This is a genomic window from Pseudomonadota bacterium (assembly GCA_036141575.1).
Taxonomy (GTDB): Bacteria; Pseudomonadota; Alphaproteobacteria; order UBA2136; family JAPKEQ01; genus JAPKEQ01.
The window spans coordinates 21,422-44,131 of sequence record JAYZXF010000005.1; the positions used below are offsets into that span (position 1 = coordinate 21,422).

General features: G+C 42.6%; 26 protein-coding genes. 20 read left to right on the top strand and 6 right to left on the bottom strand.

Annotated elements, in window-relative coordinates; translation table 11 throughout:
- Positions 1–50: 50 nt before the first annotated feature.
- The 8 genes from sufC to VX730_02980 all read left to right on the top strand — a co-directional run bounded on the left by sufC (position 51) and on the right by VX730_02980 (position 6,881).
- Positions 51–800, top strand: a complete 750-nt coding sequence (gene sufC, locus VX730_02945; protein MEC9291337.1) for a Fe-S cluster assembly ATPase SufC — start codon at positions 51–53, stop codon at positions 798–800.
- Positions 800–2,002 (top strand): Fe-S cluster assembly protein SufD, encoded by a 1,203-nt coding sequence (sufD, locus tag VX730_02950; GenBank protein ID MEC9291338.1) that lies wholly within the window; start codon positions 800–802, stop codon positions 2,000–2,002. Before sufC ends, sufD begins: the two co-directional genes overlap by 1 nt.
- 5 nt (positions 2,003–2,007) lie before the next feature.
- On the top strand, positions 2,008–3,210 hold the full coding sequence (locus VX730_02955; protein MEC9291339.1) for a cysteine desulfurase: 1,203 nt from the start codon (positions 2,008–2,010) through the stop codon (positions 3,208–3,210).
- Positions 3,211–3,214: 4 nt separating this feature from the next.
- Positions 3,215–3,580 (top strand): iron-sulfur cluster assembly protein, encoded by a 366-nt coding sequence (locus VX730_02960; GenBank protein MEC9291340.1) that lies wholly within the window; start codon positions 3,215–3,217, stop codon positions 3,578–3,580.
- Complete coding sequence (locus VX730_02965; GenBank protein ID MEC9291341.1) at positions 3,580–3,921, top strand: iron-sulfur cluster assembly accessory protein; 342 nt, start codon at positions 3,580–3,582, stop codon at positions 3,919–3,921. The genes VX730_02960 and VX730_02965 overlap by 1 nt, the downstream gene beginning before the upstream one ends.
- Before the next feature lie 243 nt (positions 3,922–4,164).
- Complete coding sequence (locus tag VX730_02970; protein ID MEC9291342.1) at positions 4,165–4,365, top strand: helix-turn-helix domain-containing protein; 201 nt, start codon at positions 4,165–4,167, stop codon at positions 4,363–4,365.
- 379 nt (positions 4,366–4,744) lie between these two features.
- Positions 4,745–5,962, top strand: coding sequence for a DNA methyltransferase (locus tag VX730_02975; GenBank protein ID MEC9291343.1), 1,218 nt, complete (start codon positions 4,745–4,747; stop codon positions 5,960–5,962).
- Positions 5,955–6,881, top strand: coding sequence for a Bpu10I family restriction endonuclease (locus tag VX730_02980; protein MEC9291344.1), 927 nt, complete (start codon positions 5,955–5,957; stop codon positions 6,879–6,881). The genes VX730_02975 and VX730_02980 overlap by 8 nt, the downstream gene beginning before the upstream one ends.
- Positions 6,882–7,033: 152 nt before the next feature.
- On the opposite strand, the gene fusA is transcribed toward VX730_02980, so the two are convergent.
- From fusA to VX730_03000, 4 genes are all read right to left on the bottom strand, one after another.
- Complete coding sequence (fusA, locus tag VX730_02985; protein ID MEC9291345.1) at positions 7,034–9,124, bottom strand: elongation factor G; 2,091 nt, start codon at positions 9,122–9,124, stop codon at positions 7,034–7,036.
- 101 nt (positions 9,125–9,225) lie between these two features.
- Positions 9,226–9,693: a 30S ribosomal protein S7 gene (rpsG, locus tag VX730_02990; GenBank protein MEC9291346.1), complete on the bottom strand. Its 468-nt coding sequence runs from the start codon at positions 9,691–9,693 to the stop codon at positions 9,226–9,228.
- Positions 9,694–9,710: 17 nt separating this feature from the next.
- Positions 9,711–10,082, bottom strand: a complete 372-nt coding sequence (rpsL, locus tag VX730_02995; GenBank protein MEC9291347.1) for a 30S ribosomal protein S12 — start codon at positions 10,080–10,082, stop codon at positions 9,711–9,713.
- A 348-nt stretch (positions 10,083–10,430) separates the two neighbouring features.
- Positions 10,431–11,021 (bottom strand): hypothetical protein, encoded by a 591-nt coding sequence (locus VX730_03000; protein ID MEC9291348.1) that lies wholly within the window; start codon positions 11,019–11,021, stop codon positions 10,431–10,433.
- Positions 11,022–11,153: 132 nt separating this feature from the next.
- Here VX730_03000 and VX730_03005 point away from each other — a divergent pair, with 132 nt between their 5' ends.
- Entirely contained in the window at positions 11,154–11,552 is a 399-nt protein-coding gene (locus VX730_03005) for a hypothetical protein (GenBank protein ID MEC9291349.1), read from the top strand.
- A gap of 23 nt (positions 11,553–11,575) precedes the next feature.
- On the opposite strand, the gene VX730_03010 is transcribed toward VX730_03005, so the two are convergent.
- Positions 11,576–12,397: a DnaJ domain-containing protein gene (locus VX730_03010; protein ID MEC9291350.1), complete on the bottom strand. Its 822-nt coding sequence runs from the start codon at positions 12,395–12,397 to the stop codon at positions 11,576–11,578.
- A gap of 121 nt (positions 12,398–12,518) precedes the next feature.
- On the opposite strand from VX730_03010, the gene VX730_03015 reads away from it, so the two are divergent.
- The 11 genes from VX730_03015 (at position 12,519) to VX730_03065 (ending at position 22,338) form a co-directional block, all read left to right on the top strand.
- Positions 12,519–13,049 carry a cytochrome c family protein gene (locus VX730_03015; GenBank protein MEC9291351.1) on the top strand — a complete coding sequence of 177 codons (531 nt, stop codon included), beginning with the start codon at positions 12,519–12,521 and terminating at the stop codon, positions 13,047–13,049.
- A gap of 187 nt (positions 13,050–13,236) precedes the next feature.
- Complete coding sequence (locus tag VX730_03020) at positions 13,237–13,788, top strand: hypothetical protein (protein MEC9291352.1); 552 nt, start codon at positions 13,237–13,239, stop codon at positions 13,786–13,788.
- A gap of 159 nt (positions 13,789–13,947) precedes the next feature.
- Positions 13,948–15,645 (top strand): ATPase, T2SS/T4P/T4SS family, encoded by a 1,698-nt coding sequence (locus VX730_03025; protein ID MEC9291353.1) that lies wholly within the window; start codon positions 13,948–13,950, stop codon positions 15,643–15,645.
- Positions 15,617–16,711 (top strand): type II secretion system F family protein, encoded by a 1,095-nt coding sequence (locus tag VX730_03030; GenBank protein ID MEC9291354.1) that lies wholly within the window; start codon positions 15,617–15,619, stop codon positions 16,709–16,711. The genes VX730_03025 and VX730_03030 overlap by 29 nt, the downstream gene beginning before the upstream one ends.
- A gap of 12 nt (positions 16,712–16,723) precedes the next feature.
- Positions 16,724–17,875, top strand: coding sequence for a hypothetical protein (locus VX730_03035; protein MEC9291355.1), 1,152 nt, complete (start codon positions 16,724–16,726; stop codon positions 17,873–17,875).
- Positions 17,872–18,369, top strand: coding sequence for a hypothetical protein (locus VX730_03040; protein ID MEC9291356.1), 498 nt, complete (start codon positions 17,872–17,874; stop codon positions 18,367–18,369). The genes VX730_03035 and VX730_03040 overlap by 4 nt, the downstream gene beginning before the upstream one ends.
- Positions 18,344–19,489: a hypothetical protein gene (locus VX730_03045; protein MEC9291357.1), complete on the top strand. Its 1,146-nt coding sequence runs from the start codon at positions 18,344–18,346 to the stop codon at positions 19,487–19,489. The genes VX730_03040 and VX730_03045 overlap by 26 nt, the downstream gene beginning before the upstream one ends.
- A gap of 69 nt (positions 19,490–19,558) precedes the next feature.
- Complete coding sequence (locus VX730_03050) at positions 19,559–20,251, top strand: hypothetical protein (GenBank protein MEC9291358.1); 693 nt, start codon at positions 19,559–19,561, stop codon at positions 20,249–20,251.
- Positions 20,252–20,269: 18 nt separating this feature from the next.
- Complete coding sequence (locus VX730_03055; protein ID MEC9291359.1) at positions 20,270–21,178, top strand: hypothetical protein; 909 nt, start codon at positions 20,270–20,272, stop codon at positions 21,176–21,178.
- Positions 21,179–21,220: 42 nt separating this feature from the next.
- Positions 21,221–21,793, top strand: coding sequence for a prepilin peptidase (locus tag VX730_03060; protein MEC9291360.1), 573 nt, complete (start codon positions 21,221–21,223; stop codon positions 21,791–21,793).
- A gap of 2 nt (positions 21,794–21,795) precedes the next feature.
- Positions 21,796–22,338 (top strand): J domain-containing protein, encoded by a 543-nt coding sequence (locus tag VX730_03065; GenBank protein MEC9291361.1) that lies wholly within the window; start codon positions 21,796–21,798, stop codon positions 22,336–22,338.
- Here the strand turns inward: VX730_03065 and VX730_03070 are convergent.
- Positions 22,335–22,710, bottom strand: a 376-nt coding sequence (locus tag VX730_03070) for an FCD domain-containing protein (protein ID MEC9291362.1), incomplete at its 5' end; no start/stop codon positions are given. The genes VX730_03065 and VX730_03070 overlap by 4 nt on opposite strands.

The following is a 22,710-nucleotide window of genomic DNA, read 5'->3' on the forward strand; positions in this document are numbered from 1 at the left end:
AGAGTAGAAAAGATAAATAATTTAAAGATGAAGACACAAGGTAAGAACAGATGATCGAAATTAAAAACCTACACGCCCGTGTTGATGACAAAGAAATCCTAAAAGGCCTAAACCTCACAATTCCAGATGGTGAAGTTCATGCCATCATGGGCCCTAACGGTGCAGGTAAAAGTACGCTTGCGAATGTTATTTCTGGTAAAGACGGTTATGAAATTACAGAAGGCGACATTATTTTCCACGGCCAAAGCGTTCTAGAAATGGAACCTGAAGAGCGTGCACACCTTGGCCTGTTCCTTGCTTTCCAATACCCTGTCGAAATCCCAGGTGTAAACAGCATGACATTCCTACGCACAGCTCTTAATGCCAAGCGTAAAGCCAACGGTGAAGAAGAGCTAGATGGTGCTGAGTTCCTACGTATTGTTAAAACAGCGACTAAAAACCTGAAGATTAAAGATGACTTCCTCAAACGTGCGGTTAACGTGGGCTTCTCAGGTGGTGAAAAGAAACGTTTTGAAATTCTACAAATGCAGGTTCTAAACCCAACATTTGCAGTTCTTGATGAAACAGATTCGGGTCTTGATATTGACGCCCTTAAAGTGGTTGCAGAAGGTGTAAACATGCTACGTGACGCTTCTCGCAGCTTCCTTGTGATTACACACTATCAACGCCTGCTTGATTACATTGAGCCTGATGTTGTTCACATTCTTGCAGATGGTAAAATTCAAAAGACTGGTGACAAGAACCTAGCCCTTGAACTTGAAGAAAAAGGTTACGAGGCAGTTATTGGGGATGCAGCATAATGACGCTGATTGATTCACTTAAAAATATGCTGGCAGAAGATAAATCTGCCAATGCACGCCTCTTTTTAGAGAACGGCATTCCAACGCCAAGAAACGAAAAATGGCACTATACAAACCTTGGTAGCCTTGCGCGTACCAGCTGGCCCTTCCAAAAGGCAAGCCATGCCAGCCAACAATCTTGTGGTGAAAGTGATATTCGCTTCTTTGACGGTCACGCAACAGTATGCAGCATTCCAAGCGGTGTAAACATTCTGACAGAAAGGGAAGCATTAGAGCACCCGATCCTTCAAAGTATGCATAACCACGAATTCTCTAAAACTGAAGAGAGCCTTGCGGCCCTTGCTCACAGTCAGAGCTCAACACTTTACGTGGTGATTGATAAACAAATTGAAGAAACACTGACACTCGAGAACTTTGCCATGCTTAAAGAGTCAGTAAACTTCCCTCACCTTTGCATTGCCCTTAAAGAAGGTGCAAGCTTAACGCTCTCTAGCAGTAGCCATAGCGCTGGTGAATCATGGGCCAATGTACTTACGCAAATCCATGTAAATAAAGGCGCAAGTCTGACGTTCATGAACCTACAAAATGAGCGTCATGACACAATGCATACCTCACATACCTTCATCCATGCTGAAGAAGGCAGTGAGCTCAACGTGTACGGTATGAACATTGGCGGTTCAGTTGGTCGCCAAACACTTGATATTGACCTTAACGGCAAAGAAATTAAAACAGAGATTGCTGTAACAAACCTTGCCGATGCCAAGCAGACACAGGATTTCACAATCCATGTGAATCACAACCAACCAAACTGTGAAACAGAAGTGGTTGCACGTAATGTTTGCCGCGAACGTGGTCAAAGCGTCTTCCAAGGTAAGTTCTTTGTGGCTCAAGTCGCGCAAAAAACAGATGCAGAAATGAGCTGTAAATCACTTCTTCTCTCAGATCGCGCTCGCGCAGATAGCAAGCCAGAGATTGAAGTTTATGCTGATGATGTCGTGTGCGGACACGGTGCCACTGTTGGAACACTTGATCAAGAATCCCTTTTCTACCTCATGTCACGTGGCGTACCACGTGTAACAGCAGAGAACCTACTTGTAGAAGGCTTCCTTGAAGAAGTTCTTGAGCGCATTCCAGATGAAGCAACAGCCAAACTATGGCGCGAAAACTTTGCGACATGGCTTACGGAAACAAGCAAAGGGTAAGGCACGTGGAAAGCTTCAAGCACCACTTCCCTCTTTTTGACCATGCAAGCAATACAGACCTTGCTTACTTTGACAGTGCCTCAAGCGCACAAAAGCCAAAGCAAGTGCTAGATGCGATGCACACATTCCAAACATCTAATTATGCCAATGTTCACCGTGGCCTATACAGACTTTCTGGTGAATCAACGACAGCTTATGAAAACGCCCGAACTCTGGTTGCAGACTTCATTGGCGCAAATGAAAACAGCATTGTTTTTACCCGTAGCGCAACAGAAGCTATTAACCTCGTCGCGAACACCTGGGGCAAACTCAACATTCAAGCTGGTGACACCATTCTCCTCACAGAAATGGAGCACCATGCCAATATTGTTCCTTGGGTGATGCTTGCAGAACAAGTTGGCGCAACCGTTAAAAGCATCCCTCTGGGTAGCGATGGCTCACTTGATATGAATGCCTTCACAAAGGCTTTAGAAAGCAAACCAAAGCTCGTTGCTTTCACGCATGTTTCTAACGTACTTGGCACAATTAACCCGGTTCAAGACATGGTTCAACAGGCCCATCAGGCTGGCGCTATCTCCCTCATTGATGGTAGCCAAGCCGCACCACATATGAAGCTAGATATGGCAGATATTGATGCTGATTTCTACACCTTTACAGGCCATAAACTTTACGGTCCAACTGGTACTGGTGTTCTGTATAGTAAAAAAGAGCTCCTTGACGCTATGCCACCGTGGCAAGGCGGCGGAGATATGATTGAAACTGTAGCCTTCGATCACATTACTTACGCTGAAGCCCCTGCTAAATTTGAAGCCGGCACACCAAATATTGTTGGCATGGTTGGCCTTGCGCAGTCTATTCAATTTATCAATGACCTTGGTTGGAATGCCATTGAAGCGCATGAAAAAGCGCTTTCAAGCAAACTAGAAGCAGAGCTCAAGGCGATTGAAGGCCTGACTCTATATAGTCAGGCTGAAAACAAAATCGGTGTCTTTTCATTTAACCTTGATGGTATCCACAGCAGCGATGTTGCCATGATTCTAGATAAATGTAATGTGGCTGTACGCACAGGCCACCACTGTGCCCAACCTCTTATGAAGGTTCTTGGCACAGAGCATACCATTCGTGCCAGCATCGGCCTCAGTACCACTGAAGCCGATATCAACCAACTTATTTCAGCTTTGAAAAAAGCCAAGATGATGCTGGGCTAGACTCATGTCTAAAGTTAAAATTGAATTTACAGGCCTTCCTGAAACAGAGAAGAAACCCGCAGAAGAGTCTCCTCTTCTCGAGCGTATTATTTATGCACTACGTAATGTGTTTGACCCTGAACTTCCTGTAAATGTTTATGACCTTAAATTGATCTACGATATTCGTATCGATAGCCATAATAAGGTAGAGATTGATATGACACTGACCAACCCAAACTGCCCAGTAGCAGACCAAATCCCAAGAGATGTGGAAAACGCTGTGCGCAAGGTTGAAGGCATCTCAGATGTTACTGTCACTATGGTTTGGGAGCCGACATGGCATAAAGATATGCTCAGTGATGACATTAAACTAGAACTAGGACTCCTGTAATGAGTGATACAAAAGCGCCAATTACCCTTACACCAGCGGCTGTAGATCGCTTGAAAGAGATCATCTCTAAAGCAGAAGATAACGTCATTGCCCTGCGTGTGAGCGTCAACAAAAAAGGCTGTAACGGCTTTGGCTACCAGCTAGACTACGTTGAAGACGCAAATGAGAAAGATATTAAAATTGAGCAAGATGGTGTCACAGTTTACCTAGACCCAGCTGCATCTCTATATCTCTACGGCTCAACTATGGACTACGTTACTGAAAAACTCCGTAGCGCGTTTGAGTTTATCAACCCGAATGAAAAAGGCCGTTGCGGCTGCGGGGAAAGCTTCCACGTATAGCAAAAACCGCCCCGAAGGGCGGTTTCAAATCGCTTAAAAAGAGAATCCTTTACGGGTTTCTGTATATGCGCCTCGTATCTCAAAAAGAGAATAAAGCGTTGGTGAAAACGTTGCAGGGTAAGGCATAAGAAGCTCAACAACTACGTTGTAGCGCGCCTTATAAAAGGTTGTTTCAATGACTGCAAAGGTGATACTCAGCCATCAGCTACTTGCCTTAGAAAACTATATTTTGCTGTAAAAACTTTGGATAAACAGCACTTAGAAGAACAAGAAACTATTCAAAAAATAAAAAAACACATGAAAGAAAATAATATTTCTATACGAACCCTTGCAAAAGAACTTGGCGTGGATGCTTCAAATTTAGCAAAAATTGTTAAAGGGAACAAAAAACTTAATAGGAAAACTATTAACCGTTTAATTTTAATTTACTATCTTGTAGTGTAATAAAAGATAAATATCCCCACCTAAAGGCGGGGTACTATAGTGCTAACGCATGTGTACTGCTCACACCTTTCGTTTCTTCGAAACGTTAAGCACACAACACGCTGCTATGTGTGCTTGATGGCTCATCCATAAACGTGTAAAAAATTGATATCATGCATAACACTGTATAAAAACCATAATAAGCCTTACCCAGAAAATATTATTTAAAGAATTATGACAACTAATTATACCAAAGAACTTCACCTCCAACTAATCTCCTAAAGGTTTGAGAGTCTAATACAAGAGATAATATTTAGGTTTTTAACTATAAATGTGCGACAATGCCGCACACGCAATTTTTTGATAAATAAGTACATTTAATTGGAGAACAGATTAGCTTATGTTTAATGCTTCTACTGCATTAGGGTCATCACCCTTTTCAAAAAAGATTGTTAGATCAAATGATCAAGATCTTTTAGATATTAAAGACAGAGACAGGACGAGTGTTCTTCCTTGGAGAGGCCAATTTAGCCCGCAACTTGTTGACTACCTTCTAGACATATATGCACCCAAGGAAGGGGTGGTGGTCGATCCTTTTTGTGGTAGCGGCACTGTCTTATATGAATCTGCTCAACGAGGCCTTTCTTCTTATGGTTGTGATATTAACCCAGCAGCAATTTGTTTAGCTCAATTTTCCTCTGTAAGTGCAATGCCTTATGAGGAAAGGTGTCAATTAATTATAACTTTAGATTCATTATTTAATCATATTCTATCTTTATTTAATAAAGAAGAGAGAATAGATTTATATTCTGTGGCAGAAGTCTTTTTCCAGCAAAAATTTGATACAAATGTGGAAAATGTTCTCAAACCTTTTTTGCTATTGTCTGCTGGAAGTAATAACTACATTAATGAAAAAAAAATGCATAGCAGCGTAAAATATATAAAAAAATATTTACTTAACCTGCCATATACTAAGGAGAAGCCTGTTGCTGAAGTCTCAGATGCCAGACAATTAAGATTGGAGAGCAACTCTGTAGATTACATTGTAACCTCACCTCCGTATATTAATGTTTTTAACTATCATCAAAATTATAGACCGATTCTAGAGGCACTAGGCTATACTCCCCTGAAGGTAGCAACAGCAGAGGTTGGTGCAAATCGTAAATTTAGGCAAAATAGATATATGACAGTAGTGCAGTACTGTATGGATATGGCCCAGTACATGGTTGAAGCGGCACGAGTATTAAGAAATGACAATGGATGCATGACTATTGTTTTAGGCCGCGAATCACGAGTTAGAGGGACAGCTTTTAAAAATGGCGAGTTAATCGCTGCCATATCTTCCGAAGGGCTAGGAGGAAAAATTATAGATTGGAAAGAAAGAAGTTTTCTTAACCGTTTTGGTGAGAGAATTTATGAAGATGTAATTACTTTGAAGCCGAATAGTTTTGATATAAAAAAAGCTAAGATAATAGGTAAAAACATAGGAATTGAGGCGTTAAAAAGCTCTCTTAACTACTGTGATAAAGATAAGTCTCAAGAAATTGAAATGGCAATTAACAGAAGTGGCGATATAAACTCTTCACCAATTCTAGAGAAGGAGAATTGTTATGGCTGATATTAAATACGCAACCCCACATGGCGACAAACTTAAAGCACTAGTTTCAAATAATAAATTACCAGAAGAAGAATTAGGTAGAGTATCTGAGCAGATAAATATATATGACACTTGGGTTAATGATATGAATTCTTTGGAAAGTGAGGGGGAGGAACTTTTAGGGGATCTGGTAAAGCTATTGAATAGTTACAAGAAATCCGTTGAATTTGATCTGATATACTGTGCAGAAACAGACTTCTTATACCGACAGAAAGGACAACTCAAACTTGATAATACGATACTAGAAGAATTTTTACCTAGGTTATTTGATAGTCGTCTTGTTCCAGGATTTCTTCGATTGACAGGGCTTAATTGTGGCCCCAAATCTAGCTTTGCTGGATTATCATTTGATAGCCCTTTTGTAGAGCTTTCAAAAGGTGGCACTTATATTAAGAAAAAAGATCAAGATTTTTCTGTAACGAGAAAGCATAAGATTGAAATTACTAGGAGCGACAATGAGGAAGATAGGTTTAGTGAAGAGGTAGAGGTTTCTTATTTTGCTACTGAAATAAAAACTAACCTAGATAAAACCATGTTTCAAGAAGCTTCAGCCACGGCGGGAGAGTTAAAAAAAGCAACATCAGGATCAAAATATATATTATTATGTGAATGGCTTGATATGACACCTATTAATACAAAGCTTACAGCTATTGATGAAGTTATAGTTCTTAGAAAATCAAAGAGACTAGCATCTAATATTCGTTCTAATTTTTCAACAGCATCTGGAAGAGAATCTAATAAATCTTTATTTGAAAAATATTTAAATGACCATCCTTTAAGCTTAGATGGGTTTCAAAGACTTGTATGGCATCTTAATGAATGCTTCCCTAGTGAAGAACACGATGCAGATGATATTGTATTAGGACGAGGTTATTTTTAACAAAAAGACTTTGTAAATTAAAATACAAGAAAGCCGCCACCAATTAAGGTAGCGGCTTTTCGATATTGTGAGAGTGTGGTCAGAAAACGGAACTGTCACGCCTTTCACTATACCCCCCCGCACATACGGGGCTTTTGCTTAAGTGAGGTAAATTACGCTACTTTAGCGCGACCTTCTTGAACTTCAGCAGTTACGTTAGCCGGAGCTTCGTTGTAATGGCTGAATTCCATTGTGTAGTTCGCACGACCTTGGCTCATAGAGCGTAGGTTTGTCACGTAACCAAACATGTTCGCAAGTGGCACTTCAGCAGTGATCACTTTAGAACCGAACTTGTCTTCGTTACCGTTGATCTGACCACGACGAGAACTTAGGTCACCAATAATGTCACCCATGTAATCTTCAGGAGTCGTCACTTCAACTTTCATCATTGGCTCAAGTAGAACGGCGCCACATTTCTTCTTGGCGTCACGTACCGCAAGAATACCAGCCATCTTAAATGCTGCTTCAGATGAATCGACATCGTGGTAGCTACCATCAAATAGAGTCGCTTTCACGTCAATAAGTGGGTAACCCGCTACAACACCACCCTTCAGGGCTTCTTCAATACCCTGCTGAATTGCGTTGAAGTATTCCTTAGGAACCACACCACCAACAATCTTAGACTCAAACTCAAAGCCTTCACCACGCTCACGCGGTTCGAATGTCACGTTTACGTGACCGTACTGACCACGACCACCAGATTGCTTCACGTGCTTACCTTCAGCGTCACCCGTTTGAGTGAACGTTTCACGGTATGCTACTTGAGGCGCACCAACGTTACATTCTACTTTGAATTCACGCTTTAGACGGTCAACCATAATTTCAAGGTGAAGCTCACCTACACCATGGATAAGAGTCTGGCCTGATTCTTCATCAGTGTTCACGCGGAATGATGGATCTTCACCAACAAGCTTACCAAGAGCAATACCCATTTTCTCCTGTGCATCTTTTGTCTTTGGCTCAATCGCCATAGAGATTACAGGTTCCATTGGAGTAATTGTCTCAAGAACAACTTTCTTGTTTTCATCACATAGAGAGTCACCAGTTGTTGTGTCTTTAAGACCGACAACAGCACCGATTTCACCTGCTACGAGCTCAGATACTTCTTCACGCTTGTTTGCGTGCATCTTCACGATACGACCAACACGTTCTTTCTTACCCTTAACAGAGTTGTAGATGTAAGAACCACTCTTAAGAACACCCGTGTAAACACGTACAAATGTTAGAGTACCTACGAATGGGTCAGAAGCAATCTTGAAGGCAAGCGCAGCCATAGCTTCGCTGTCACCAACTTTAAGAACGATCTCTTCTTCGCTATCCATTGGCGTCGCTTTAAGGTTCTCGTCATCAATCTCATCTGGAGATGGAAGGTAGTCAAGAACAGCGTCAAGTAGAGTCTGAACACCTTTGTTCTTAAACGCAGTACCACAAAGTACTGGGAAGAACGCCATGTTTAGAGTCGCTTTACGGATAAGAACTTTAAGTGTTTCGTTATCTGGCTCGTTACCTTCTAGGTAAGCTTCAAGAGCAGCTTCGTCTTGCTCTACAGCAGCTTCAATAAGCTCAGCGCGAAGCTCTTGAGCGCGATCCATAAGGTCAGCTGGGATTTCTTCTACATCGTAGTCAGCACCCATGCTCTCATCGTTCCAAACAACAGCCTTCATTTCTACAAGGTCAATCAGACCTTTGAAGCCATCTTCTTTACCGATTGGCATTTGGATAGGAATCGCGTTCGCACGTAGGCGATCACGGATCATCTCAACACCTTTATCAAAGTCTGCACCAACACGGTCCATCTTGTTAATAAAGCAAAGACGAGGAACACCGTAGTTGTTTGCGTGGCGCCAGTTTGTTTCAGACTGTGGCTCAACACCACCTACTGAACAAAATACCGCTACAAGACCATCAAGTACACGTACAGAACGTTTTACTTCAATGTTGAAGTCTACGTGTCCAGGTGTATCAATGATGTTAATTTGGTGGTCTTTCCAAGAACATGTTGTCGCAGCAGAGGTAATTGTAATACCACGCTCCTGCTCCTGCTCCATCCAGTCCATAGTCGCTGCACCATCGTGTACTTCACCAATTTTGTGCTCACGGCCAGTGTAAAATAGAATACGTTCTGTTGTCGTTGTTTTACCAGCATCAACGTGGGCCATAATCCCGATGTTTCTGCAATGGTCTAAGGCATATTCACGAGCCATTATTTTTCTCCTTGTGGTGCTTTAGTCTCAGCACCCTTTAGGTTATTTTTTTGTGTTTAATAAAAAGCGAGGCGAGCGCTAAGCGCCCGCCCCAAATCCGACTACCAGCGGAAGTGTGCAAACGCTCTGTTCGCTTCTGCCATCTTGTGCGTGTCTTCACGCTTCTTAACAGCGCTACCACGGTTTTGAGAGGCGTCCATAAGTTCACCCATTAGGCGATCCTTCATAGTACGCTCACCACGGTTACGCGCGGCGCCCACTACCCAACGGAAAGCAAGTGCTTGTGCGCGCTCAGGGCGCACATCACAAGGAACCTGGTAAGTCGCACCACCAACACGGCGGCTACGTACTTCCATTTCTGGCTTCACGTTTGTAAGTGCTTCATCAAATACTTTAAGAGGATCTGAACCAGATTTTGCTTGGATACCATCTAGGGCACCGTAAACAATCTTCTCAGCTACACTCTTTTTACCGTCTTGCATCACGATGTTCATGAATTTTGCAAGTGTTACGTTACCAAATTTAGGATCTGGTAGGACTTCACGTTTCTCAGGTCTTCTACGACGCATGTTTAATACTCCTTCTCTTACTTAGGACGTTTCGCGCCGTACTTAGAACGGCCTTGTTTACGATCTTTAACACCTTGGCAGTCAAGCGTACCGCGAACAGTGTGGTAACGCACACCCGGAAGGTCTTTTACACGACCACCACGGATAAGAATTACACTGTGCTCTTGAAGGTTGTGACCTTCACCACCGATGTAAGATGTTACTTCGAAACCACTTGTTAGGCGCACACGGCAAACCTTACGAAGTGCTGAGTTAGGTTTTTTAGGAGTCGTTGTGTAAACACGAGTACAAACACCACGACGCTGAGGGCAAGCTTTAAGAGCCGGCACGTTGTTTTTAACAACTTGAGGCTTACGAGGCTTGCGCACCAATTGGTTAATTGTTGGCATAGTTTTCACCTTGCTATTTGTTAACTTCAATCACCCATTAGCACCGGCACCATAAAATGATATACCGCATGCACCACCTTTTTTGTGGCGGATGTCTTTACTGTTTTTGTCTCAAAAATACTTTGAAAACAACCACTTAACATTTACCCATTTCTAGATAGAGTAAAGTGATGGTGGATTTATAGAGGACGATGTATCAATTGTCAAGCCTGACCGCTTGTTTTTTAACAACAAAACCAAAGCATAAACTTACAATTTTCAGGCGGATAGAATAAATAAGCACATGACTTTTAATGAAGACGCGTAGTAACAGCTACGTAACTGAAGAGAAAAGTTATGCGGTTGCTACTATAACCCCTGCAAAGCTGAAAGCATCACCCAGCTGGCACCCGGCGCACGCTGACAAAATAGACCACGCGTTTTATGCTGTTGCACACCACCTGTCACCATCACCACAGCGTCGCGGCAACGGCCTCCACTGTAGTAAGGTTGGTAGATTGCTGAGTTTGGCTTAAACAATACAGCTTGAGAGCCGGCCTGCCAACGCACCTCACCACCTTGCGGTGTTGTTTCTAGTGCATCTTCAAAGCGCTTACGGTGGTTACCTGTTGAGAAGACATACCCCTCACCAAGCCCGTCTTCAGCTTTCACCCAAGGAGAAAAACTATCTGTGTAAAGCTCTTCACTTTCAGTAGACACAGCTTTTTCAGTCGCCATATCCGCTTTCGCCTCATCCAGAGCCGATACATAAGAATGAACAATACCAACACTCTCACCAGATGCCTGAGCTTGTTGCTGATGACCTGAACTCACATATGGCTGTGTTACGGGATGATGGCTCGTATAACGGTAACCATCATTATTATAAGAATAGTAATGCCCACAGGCTGAAAGAGATGCAGCCAAAGTCAATACAGGAATGAGCATTTGTAATTTCATACTCGCTAGTTTAACAAAAAAAACAATTTTCGCTAGCTTTCTCTTGCACGACACCCATAAACACCCTACAGTTTATGTATACAACAAATCTTGATTCCAAGTTCACCCACACTCAGTAGGAGGATGTTCATTATGCGTATCCACTACGCACGCATGCGCATCAAGCGCGTAGAGCCTTTTGATAACGGCCGTCATTTCGACCTTTTCCTGAAATTCGTCGAAGGCACAAGACCACAATACATGCAACTGTCTCTGACCAAACATTGCACAGAAACCCGCCTTTTGGCGCAATTTGCCACCGACAACCTAGATGACCTGCAAGGCCAAGACATCTGGATTGCTATGTTCAGCGAGCCTGCAGAACAACCTGGTAGCCTTGGATGGGAATATATCAAGCCTTATGTAAAAGGCGAACAGCTGGATCACATCAAAATGATGTTCCCAGTTGAGGTTGATAAGCCTTGGCGTCTGTTGCAAATTCTAACCAACCGCCTTCCGCCAGAGCACCAACCTAAAGGTCCTTTGCACTAATCGACTTTTCAAGAAACTAGCGCCTACGGGCGCTTTTTCTTTTGCAGGACCTCATAGGCCGCATTAATTTCAGCAACTTTCTTTTCAGCTTTTTCTACTGCTTTATCAGACTTACCTTCAGCCCTTACTCTATCAGGGTGATGTTTTTGGATAAGGGACCTGTAAGCTTTTTTAATATCTGCAGCCGTTGCCGTGCTTTTTACACCCAGAACTGCATAAGGGCTTTTACTTCCATAAGCCCTGGTCACATGTGGGCTGTCATCATAGGAATGATCTTGACCTTGTTTTGAACTCGAAGACGAACCTGATGCCTTTTTCCGAGATGAAGCTTGAGATATACCATCATCAATAGAAACTTTCCCCCAGTTCACAGGTGGCATGCCAAACTCATGAAAGAGCTGTTCCACTTTTTGACGGCCAGCAGCTCCCTGCAACACACCAACCCTTGCAGCACCATTTGCAACAATACTCAACATATTCTCAACCCCTTCGCAGCAGGATTGAATTTCCTCAATAAGATAATTGTAATTTTTACGGTTCTTTTTCGCACGTTTCAAAATACGATTGGCAATCGGGTTATCTTTAGCGGCAATATATGCATCATTACGAATACAAATGATATCCTGTTTCGTAATTTTTCCTTTAGCTACAGCCACTGAAGCTAAGAGCTCTAAATACAAACAAGAAAACTCCTGCATCCAATAAGTCTCTTTACTGCGCTGAACAACCCGCTTCAAAACAAGCTCATCCAGCAAAATCCCGACAATCAGACCAATAATCGCGCCTTCAGGAAACCAGTTCACCATCAAACCAGCCAGAACACCAATAACCTTCCCAATTACCACAGTAGAAAAACTTTCTTACTTAACTTTAGTCAATTTCCATCCCCATGAAGCTTGACGACTTCTTAAACACCCGTTTATTATGCACCAAGGTTCAGACATTTTAAGAAAAAAGGTTAATTTTATGTCTCCAGCAACACGTCTTTTTACGCATTTTGTTCTTATTGCTGACTTTTTTGCAGTGATTTACTTTGGTGGCCACTTCATTATTACAGGTACAGTGCTTCCTCATAATGCACACGCAGAAGAAAACATGGTTGCAAAAGCAGAAGTTCACGGCAAACCTACAGAAGGTACTGTTGTTGCTGAAGCTGCACCATTTGACATTCATACATTTGAAGCCGATGCAGCTAAAGGTGCTAAGGTTTCTGGTAAATGTAAAGCTTGCCACACATTTAATGATGGCGGCAAAAACGGTATAGGTCCGAACCTTTGGGGCATCTTCAACGCACCAATCATGGCGAAAGATGGCTTTGCTTACAGTGCAGCCTTCCAAGGTAAGAAAGGTGAAATCAACTGGGATAAAGACGCTCTTAACGAATACCTTAAGAATCCTAAGAAATACATTAAAGGCACAAAAATGGCCTTCCCAGGCATCAGAAAAGATGCTGACCGCGCCCACCTTATTGCATGGCTTGAGACACTGTCTAACTAGTTTATAGAAAGATATCAAAAGGAATGTAATGTAACGTTACATTCCTTTTTCTTTTTGCAAAAGTATCACACCCAATTGTTTTAATTGAACTTTTTAAGCTTAGTTCTCATTTTTTCCCTACCTGTCAGTTACAATTAAAATGTAACATCATAATACAATGCAACCCTATGACTGGAGAAAACACGATATGTTTAGTTTTAAAAAGTTTAAAAATCAGAAAGGTGCCATGTTCGGCCTTGATGCCCGCGTAGCCCTCGCTATTTTTGGTGGTCTTTCTGTAATTGCTGGTGCTGCCGTTATTAGCAGTATCACAGAAACAAACGTAACCGCCCTTACAACTGAGTTTGATAACATCTCAAAAGGTTACATCAACCAAGTCTTTGATACAGGTGTAGATACAGTTACCTTTAATGACCTTCTGGCTGATTCTGGTGCTGTATCATGGAACGGCCCCTACCTCACAATAGCCAACGACAACCAAGTAAGATTTGGTACATATTCACTTGGAGAAGGCCCTGACGCTGCCGCTGCCAACCCAACTGGTGCTGCATGTGTTGGCATTTGCTATGTATGGTTAGAACTAACTCAAGTACCAACACCAATTGCTGAGCGTATCGATTCACAAATTGACGGTGCAGTTGATGCCGCAAACGGTAACTTCAGATACGTTGATACAGCAGGTGTATCTGTAACTCGATATAAACTCTCTCGTTGCCAAGGCCCTGGCCCTTGCGTATAAAATTAAGCCTACCTCTTAAATTTGTGCTCATTTAGCAACGGCAGAAATGGCCTCGTCAGACATACGAGGCCATTTTCTTTAGAAAACACACCTATTATTTGAGTTTTGGCATTATTTTTTGCCATAATAGGACTTAAGAAAAAGAAAGCGATGTAACGGATGGACATTGTCGATCTCATGATCAGTGATCAAGTGATCAACATAGCAGACCTACAAGGTCTGCCTGTTACTGTGCAAAAAGACCCGGAGCAGCTTATTGATGCTCTTGGTAAAGCCGGTAAGCTTTCTGAAATGCAGCAATCGCGCTACAAAGCCATTGCTTATGATTACCCTGTGCGTACAGATGAAGAAATGGCACGGACCACACCACACCAAGTGGATGGCATTAACGCCGACTTTATGAACTTCTATACAGCCTGCCCCATTGAACTTGGCCGTGGTGCCATCACATGGGCAGCAGCTGATTTACCAAACAAACGTCTACTCAGTGAGATTGTTCTACGTCACCGTAAAAACAGGCACCAATTTGTATGGGCCTCAGCAAAATCTATTGAATCTGCCATTGAGCGTATGTCTAAGCGTGAAGGTCACTCTCTCAAATTCCTTGTGGAGACAGCCTACGCACAAATTAACGCTGGTAACGATGATGCCATTGTTCACCTTACAGATGAAATTATTCGTACCGCTTATAAAAACAACGCTTCGGATTTACACGTTGAAATCCTAAACCGTAAACCAACGGTTATGGCACGTATTGATGGCGAGCTTGAAGAACTTGTACCGCTTCCTATTGAAGTTTATGAGCGTGTGGTAGGTCGTCTTCGTCACATGGCTGGTGTACGTGCAGAAAACTATAAGAAACCGCTCTACGGACGTATGACATTTGAACTGTCTGCCCGTCAGCATATTGATATTCGTTATACAACACAGCCCATTACGCTAGAAGGCACAGCAAAGATTGCCATGCGTTTCCTAAAACCATTTGAAGGCAGCATTGATAACTTTGGCTGGCGTAAAGAGAGTATCGGTAAGCTTGATGTTTTGATGCGTTTTGAGGAAGGATGTATTATTTTCGCCGGGCCTACAGGTTCTGGTAAGTCAACTGGTGCACGCATGATCATTCGTCGTGGTCAGCGTCCTGGTCAAAATGTCATCTCATACGAGAAACAGATTGAGGAACGTATGGATAACGTCATCCAAACGGAAGAAGATCTCAGCGCAGGCCTAAATCTTGAGTCATTCATGTATGCCGCTCTTGGTCTTGACCCTGATGTTCTGTTTATTGGTGAGGTACGTAGCCCTGAAGATACCCGCCGCTGTATTGATGCCGGTAACCTTGGTCACCTTGTTATTACAACGATGCACGCCAACGATACCTTCATGACCCTTGACCGCCTTGTACAGCGCGGCGTTCCGGTTGAGCAAATTTTCTCTAACGTGCGTGGTATCATTGCACAACGTCTTGTAAAGAGACTTTGCAACAAATGCAAAGTGCCACTTGAGCTTGATGAAGACTTTGCAGAACAATTGAACAACCTTCGCCCAATTGATTTCAAACCGGGAGACGTGATTTACAAAGCGAATGCAAACGGTTGTGAAGCTTGCCGACACAGAGGCTACATAGGCCGTACAGCAATTGAAGAAATTTTAGAACTTTGGCGTAAAGATATTACGCGAAACGTGTGGACAAACACAGCACTCCGCCCTGATTGGATTGATGTTGTCCGCAGACAAGCTATGGAAATTGGAATGCCTGATATGTTGACGCAGGGTATTCTACATGTAAAAACTGGGGTAACATCCCTTGAAGAACTAGAAAGATTTTTCAGTGCAGACTTGGAAACTATTCAGTCGTGATGCTTTAGGCCCCCGGGTAACAGAAATGCGCGCACGAGATCGTGAACGCATGTTCTTCCTTTTGTATCAAATGCTTAAGTGTGGTCAAACCACTGAATCTGCCGTACGTGCTGTTGCTAAATCTTTCCGCAGTGAAGGTAAAGAAGATATTTCTGCCGCTCTACACGCCATTGCCCAAAAAGTTGCTCAAGGTAAACCTATGAGTAAGTCCATGGAAATGGAACATGTGATGTTTGATGATGTTCACCGCGCCGCCGTTATGGCTGGTGAAGCCTCAAACTACATGACAGAATCATTCCACATTCTACAAGTTCTAGAAGATAAAAAAATCGCGGCATCTCGTGCAGGTATGGCTGAGCTTCTCACACCTCTCCTCATGCTATCGTTCAGTTTATTTTCTATTTTCAACACAGGTTTAAATACACTTCCTGTCCTAACTCAGCTGAAGATTGCCCAAGGTAAGCAACTTGGTACAGCACCACGCATGGTTATGGACATTACTGGATGGTGTGCAGACCACTGGCACATTCTTATGGCCATCGGAATTACGTTTGGCGTATGCGCATATGCTGCAATCAAATCAACGCAAGGGCGTTTTTGGTTAGATTACTACACGCTTCGCGTTCCTTTGATGGGTAAGTTTATTCGTTATAAAACATATGCAAACATGCTGCTTTACTTCCCACACCTTGTGGAAAGTGGTGTAAAGCCAAAGCAGATGATCCCTATTATGGAGGCCATGTCGACAAACATTGTACTGCGCCGTAAAATCGATGCCTTTAACCAGGTCATTACCACAGGTGGTAAAATGTCAGATGCCATGGAAAAAGCAGGGTTCCCAGGCCTTATTGTTACACCAATCCGCGTATCAGAAAACTATGCAGGTAATGATTCAGGTACCAACGATGTCATGATTGAAGGTATGAACCACGCATACTCCATTCTAGAACGAGATCTATCTGATACACACAAGCGATTTATTAGTACATTCTCTGTTATTTTGTGGCTAATGGGTGGTAGCGTCATGCTACTTGAGATGATGTCAATTGTACTTGCACAGTCGTAGGAGAGTATTGACATGCCTATTGTAAAAAACAACCTTGGACAACAGTTTAAAAACATCTGTTTTACAGGCCTAAACCGCGTAGAATATCTCCCTGATGGTTCAGATCAACCTATTTTTGGTGATAGCTGGCAAGATGTATCAGATGAACAAGCACGCCGTAACATGTGCCTTTCTTTCTTTGCACCACGTGACCTTTCAGGTGAACCTGTTGCCCCAGAAGAAATTCTGATTGACGATTATTCAGATGAAGAAGTCCCTGATACATTAATGACAGAGAGCATTAAACATATTCCTCTCATGGATTATTGTCGCATGCCCCCTGCAGACTCGAACACGGTGAACTTTATCGTTGTAGCTGATGTTATTTTCCACTGGGATATTAAAGATAACTACTTACAACCAACATCTCAGTTGACGTGGGTTCAAGATATTAAGGCAATTCTTAAATCATACCCAAGAAGCTATACGAAAAATATTTACACAAACTGGCAAAAAGATAAATTAGAAGAGCTGCGTGTAAACGTGCTCCCTCTTCGTGAATCACCTGTCTTTAGTGAAGTTTGGCTGAATATGCCGTCTTTCCAAGAGAAATACGGTAATATCATGCTATCTATTGGTATTCTCGTTTCTATGATGGTTTTTGCTATCACCTACATGCAAGATACCAAAATTCAAAAACTTCAAGCAGACAGAAACCGTGTCACACAGTCCATTCCATCAGGACAAAACTTTGCTGTTCTTTCTAATATGATCCGAACGCAACAACAGAACATGTCTTATAGAGAGTACTTCCCATTCATTTTGAAGGATGTATCATATGCTATCCAATATTCAGGCATGAAAATTGACTCTTTCGAACTCGAGTCACCATCTCCTCTAGATCCGCCAACAAATCTGTTATTAACAATTAATGCAGATAGCGATGCTTATGATGGCTGGCTTGAGGAAGAGCCTGTTGCCAAATCGTTTCTTGCCCTGAGTAATACAGTTAAGGCTGTAAGACGCCAGCCAGGAAATAAAAAGATGAAACTTGAGGGGTTAATTCCTTTAAGAGACGCTATTAAAGAGCTTCACCCTTACTTACAAGAAGCCCGTAAAACCAGAGCTATTGGTAACCGCACCCTTGGTGAAACAGCAGATGCAGTAGAGGAGCCTGAATCATGATTCAATTCACTATTGGGCTTGCCCTTTTCGCGTTTGCAGCCATCCTTGGTACGTTTAAAGTTTTTGAAAATATCGATAAAATTCAGGTCACTGAAAATAGCTTGCGTAGTTCTATGAAAAATAGAGATAAAATTTTACGTATTCAAACGAATATTCAAAAATCAATTAGAGAGACTTTAGAAGCTGGCCAAGACCAAAAAAACAACATTGAAAGGCTCTTCAACCTTGCAGAAAAGGATTTAGACTTTAACTTTGTAGGTCAGCCAACGCAAAACCCAGCAGCACCTGGTATCTACTACCACACATACCGCATTACAGGCACAGAAACATATGCAGCCGTGACAGAACTTCTCACACTTATCGCATCAACACCTGGATTTTCTGTGTATAAAACTTGCTTTAACTGTGCGCGCACAAACCGAGAACTTAAACCTGGCCACCATACGGTTCAAATAGAAGGGTACCTCTATGTCCACAACCCACGCCAGATTTAAAATAGCACTTGCGCTGTACAGCCTTTCGCTCACAAGCACAGGCTATGCCCAAAACCTCAAATGGCCCAATACATTTACAGGTCAGCCTGACTTTGAATTCACACGAGATGATATTGTGAAAGAAATTCAAGAGAAAAGACCTGAGTCGTTCTCTGTACTCACAGGAAACCTTGACCGATCTTTGAATACACAGGGCGTGAACCCATTTGATCCAAAAACAGCCCAAAACCTGATTGATATCTATAGCCGATACAACGAAAACGAATCTGTTGCCATTATAAGAGAGAAAAATCCGGTACCTCAGGCTTATGTTGGTACAAAGCAACGTATTTTTCTCCGTACAGGAGAAATCGCAACTGCAAATATCGCACTTAAAGATGGTGAAGTATCTGCTATGCTTGTAACAGGCAGAGTTGTCCCTGTTGAGCTTGCTCCTAATAACACAATTGTAGAATACGTAGCGACAGGCCAAATTTCTAAAGAAGAGATCATTAATAAAAAGTTTCAAGACCTCTTTGCAGGTGAAGGTCTCTTTTCTGATACACAAATTAACCTCAAGGATATTGATAATCGCCTAGCTGGATTACAAACATATCAAGCTAAGGGCCAACTGCCTGACTTCTATACGGATGCTAAAGGTCGCCTTTCCCCTGCGGAATTCAAAAGATTCCTTGAAAGGCTCCTGCGTCAAACACTGCAAAAAGAGCAAGATCAGCTCAACACGCAAGATTTTACGCAAGATATCAAAAAAATCAAAATTGATAGCATTGTGACATCTCCATTTAAGTACGCCGTGCTTGATGGTGAAAAGTATAGTGAAAAAGAAAGGTTTTTCCTTTCAGTTCAAAGACCTCAGGGACAAAACACAAACTTTAGATCCATTGTTCAGCAATACTTACCCCCTCAAGATTCAATGGATAAAGGCATGTACCAATCCTTTATTAACGAGGCAAATAACGTTATTGAGCAATATGAAGCAGAACTTGGCATAAAATCAGGGGCTGCAACTCGTATGGCTACCCATAAGATAGGGGTAACAGTAAAAGAAATTGGCCATAGAAAAGTGATCTTAACCATTGGAGATAAAGATTACCCGCTTAAGATCAATCTGGCCCTGTAAGAGATGATGGAAGCAAGAGAGCACCATACGAGCAAAATAAAATGTCAAAAAGGCGGTTTTTCACCGTTTATGTTTGGCGTGCTTGCTGCTCTTACTGTTTTTAGTACCATGCTCGCGCAATGGGCAAGGGAGGACCTAAAAACCCTTGAAGCTGAAAAGCTCAAAGCCCAACAAAGGCACTCTGAAGACTTTAAAGAAGCTTTAGAAATCGCTATTTTGTCGGAGAATAGCAATACTGCGAGCAATAATTACAGCCAAACTTATGACTTAAGCCGCGCCCAAGGCTTTCTTTCTGCATCCACAAACACAACACGCAGTGGTGCAGCCATTCAAATTAGAGAAGTAGATAGTAGCCAAGTTCAAGATATTCAAAACAAACGTATTGCTATCACCTCTTCAGATGATGCTTTCTTACGTTCAGACGTAGGCGGACTTGCCAACGAGTCAGCTATTGCAAACTATGATGGTGGCTTAGATAAACCGCTCGCAACAGTTGATACAGAAGCCTTAAGAAACCAGCAGGTTAAGCACTCAAGGCAACTTCTGGAAAAAGAAGCCAGCATGCTTTACACTTTCTATACAGAAAACAGCAGGTTCCCTGCCAATCAAACGGAATATGATAACGGTGTCAACAACCTCACAGGTTACAAAGACACTTGGGGAAATGATTTTGTTTACACCTATGCCAGTGATACGGAAGCTACGCTGAGCTTTACAACGCCATGGGGTAAAAACTTTAATGTCCGCGTGGACATGAACTAGGGAAATAAGGGGAAAAAAATGATACGCGCTATTGCAAAACGCCTAAAAAGCCAAACAGGTGCTGTTTTTGGAATGGATGCCCGTGTGGCACTGATCATTGCCAGTATTATGGCTGCAACAGGTGGTGTAACCGTCCTTTCACGCGTAGAGCGTAGTAAAAATGATGGCGCTGAGCGCGCTGTAGATTTGCTAGTGAATGCAAACATGAAATACTACATTACAACAGGTATCACCGTACTTTCTCCTGATATTGCTACTCTATTCACATCAGGCATGATTGAAGAATCTCAATTCCAACAAGACCCTTGGGGAAATAACTGGAACTATGTAACAGGCTCTACAAATATAGAAATTGAAGATGTGCCCGTTACAGTTTGGTATGGAACAATCCATACCAATGGTAAAAATAGCACAGATGACTCTGTAACAATTGCTTCGTATGCTGACTGGCAAGCTTGGAACGCTGCAGGGGATGATATTGGTATTAAGTTTTCAACAATCACAATTGAACGCGACCGTGTCGCCCTTTACAGAAAACAAGGACAAGAAATTTCTGATCGCCTTGCTGCTGTAGAAGCAGCTTGGTACCTAGATGCCGATGGCGCTTGTCCAGGGCCAGCATGGTGTACAAGTGGTGGTAAGTCTTATACCAACTTTAACTATTACCCTGTTTCAAGCCTAGATACGAATGGTAATATTCAGTACTTTGACTCTGTATGTACTGATACCGACATTGCAGGGACAACAAGTGCTTGTACAGATACAACATACACAAGTGGTGATAACGCCTCTATGCAAGCCCTACTCAACCTACTAAATCTACCAACTAGCTATTCCACAGACCCTTGGAACCGTACACTACGCTACAACTCAAACCTGACGGACCGTGAAGATCCGCCATTTAGTGCACAGGTTTGGTACCAGTAAGCCGTGTTTGCCTTTGAGCGTAAATTCTTAACAGAAGAGGATATGGCTGAAGGACTTATTCCTGAACGCTTTCATATACCCCTGACCCTTGCCATACTTCTCGGCTTGCTTAGTATTGCTTACCCTAGCCTTAATGGTATGACAGAATATGCCTTCTGGGGCTTCACAAGCCTGATTCTTGCAAGGCTCGTGGCACTTGACCTCACAAACCACACTCTGCCGAATATTTATGTAGCTCCACTGGCCCTTCTCTCCTTTGCAGGTATTGCCATTGGGGTTGTTGCACTGTCATGGCAGCAGGCCTTACTCGGAGGCTTTATTGGCTTTGGCGCTATTCTCTTTTTCAGTTTCTTGATTGAGTTCATGCTCAAATCAGCATTCCTTGGCGGTGGAGATATCAAACTTATTGGCGCCTCAGGTCTTTGGCTTGGCGCAACCTTCTTACCATTTTACATGATGGCTGCTTGCTTTATCAGCATTGCCCTTTCATTTATTCCGAATAAAAATGGCCACATTGCATTTGGTCCCGGCCTTTGCTTATCACTATGGTTATTTTTACACCAAAAAACTTGGCTCATGGCCTTGATAAACAAGGTATTTGCCTTTATATCTTAAGCATGACTGAGAAATGCGCCCATCCAGAATGCGAACTTGAAGGAACTTTCCCTGCACCAAGGGACCCTCAAAACATTTCTGCACGCCAGTATTTCTGCGAAAAACACATCAAAGAATTCAACAAACAATGGAATGGCCTGAAAGGCTTTAGCAGTGACGATCTTTACACCATGCAGTCAGGCGGCACATGGGGACGCCCCACATGGAAAATGGGTGTAAACACGGAGTCATACAAAAAAGCAACTTTTGCGGCTGATCGTACGTACAAAAACCCCTACACCATGTTTGATTACATGGAGGGCAGTGCTGAAACAGCAAAAATCTTTACACCTAAAATGCCTAAGCGCATTACAGAGGCTTGCGAAACACTTGGAATTGAACCTCCACTTTCACCAACCCTGATTAAGAAAAGGTTTACAGCCCTTGCGAAAAAGTTCCACCCGGACATCTACACGGGAGACGACGCTGCAGAACGCATGGGTATTATTAATGACGCCTACACAACACTTAAAGATTACCTCAAGCGCCAAGACGCTTCATCTTAAAGGCTAAAACACCTTTCAACAGCAGCCACATCGCCTCGCTCTAAGTAGCTGATAATCACTTGCTGCTTTGTCAGCGCCTGCATGCGATGCTCTTCTACCGCAAGACGCTTAAGGCAGTACGGACGCATTTGCGTAAAAATTTGCTCCAACATACTTGCAAGTACAAAGTTGCCAGATTCTTTCGCCAACGCAATACGCCACCCATATTCTTTATCTGCAATTTCTTCCGGAGTATCTGTCAGTTGGATTTCATAATGCTTAATAAAAGCAAGCAGCTGTTTTGCTGAAGACTTAAACGGTGCAAATGCTGTATAAGTGAGCCCCTTCACCACACGAAGAATCTGCTCATAATCTCGATCAGAAGACACGGCT

Coding starts and splice junctions, on each gene's coding strand:
- VX730_02975 (MEC9291343.1), top strand. CDS start 4,745: ATGTTTAATGCTTCTACTGCATTAGGGTCATCACCCTTTTCAAAAAAG.
- sufC (MEC9291337.1), top strand. CDS start 51: ATGATCGAAATTAAAAACCTACACGCCCGTGTTGATGACAAAGAAATC.
- VX730_03050 (MEC9291358.1), top strand. CDS start 19,559: ATGTTTGGCGTGCTTGCTGCTCTTACTGTTTTTAGTACCATGCTCGCG.
- VX730_03065 (MEC9291361.1), top strand. CDS start 21,796: ATGACTGAGAAATGCGCCCATCCAGAATGCGAACTTGAAGGAACTTTC.
- VX730_03040 (MEC9291356.1), top strand. CDS start 17,872: ATGATTCAATTCACTATTGGGCTTGCCCTTTTCGCGTTTGCAGCCATC.
- rpsG (MEC9291346.1), bottom strand. CDS start 9,693: ATGCGTCGTAGAAGACCTGAGAAACGTGAAGTCCTACCAGATCCTAAA.
- VX730_03005 (MEC9291349.1), top strand. CDS start 11,154: ATGCGTATCCACTACGCACGCATGCGCATCAAGCGCGTAGAGCCTTTT.
- VX730_03025 (MEC9291353.1), top strand. CDS start 13,948: ATGGACATTGTCGATCTCATGATCAGTGATCAAGTGATCAACATAGCA.
- VX730_03035 (MEC9291355.1), top strand. CDS start 16,724: ATGCCTATTGTAAAAAACAACCTTGGACAACAGTTTAAAAACATCTGT.
- sufD (MEC9291338.1), top strand. CDS start 800: ATGACGCTGATTGATTCACTTAAAAATATGCTGGCAGAAGATAAATCT.
- VX730_02980 (MEC9291344.1), top strand. CDS start 5,955: ATGGCTGATATTAAATACGCAACCCCACATGGCGACAAACTTAAAGCA.
- VX730_03020 (MEC9291352.1), top strand. CDS start 13,237: ATGTTTAGTTTTAAAAAGTTTAAAAATCAGAAAGGTGCCATGTTCGGC.
- VX730_03015 (MEC9291351.1), top strand. CDS start 12,519: ATGTCTCCAGCAACACGTCTTTTTACGCATTTTGTTCTTATTGCTGAC.
- VX730_03000 (MEC9291348.1), bottom strand. CDS start 11,021: ATGAAATTACAAATGCTCATTCCTGTATTGACTTTGGCTGCATCTCTT.
- VX730_03045 (MEC9291357.1), top strand. CDS start 18,344: ATGTCCACAACCCACGCCAGATTTAAAATAGCACTTGCGCTGTACAGC.
- rpsL (MEC9291347.1), bottom strand. CDS start 10,082: ATGCCAACAATTAACCAATTGGTGCGCAAGCCTCGTAAGCCTCAAGTT.
- VX730_02960 (MEC9291340.1), top strand. CDS start 3,215: ATGTCTAAAGTTAAAATTGAATTTACAGGCCTTCCTGAAACAGAGAAG.
- VX730_03055 (MEC9291359.1), top strand. CDS start 20,270: ATGATACGCGCTATTGCAAAACGCCTAAAAAGCCAAACAGGTGCTGTT.
- VX730_03060 (MEC9291360.1), top strand. CDS start 21,221: ATGGCTGAAGGACTTATTCCTGAACGCTTTCATATACCCCTGACCCTT.
- VX730_02965 (MEC9291341.1), top strand. CDS start 3,580: ATGAGTGATACAAAAGCGCCAATTACCCTTACACCAGCGGCTGTAGAT.
- fusA (MEC9291345.1), bottom strand. CDS start 9,124: ATGGCTCGTGAATATGCCTTAGACCATTGCAGAAACATCGGGATTATG.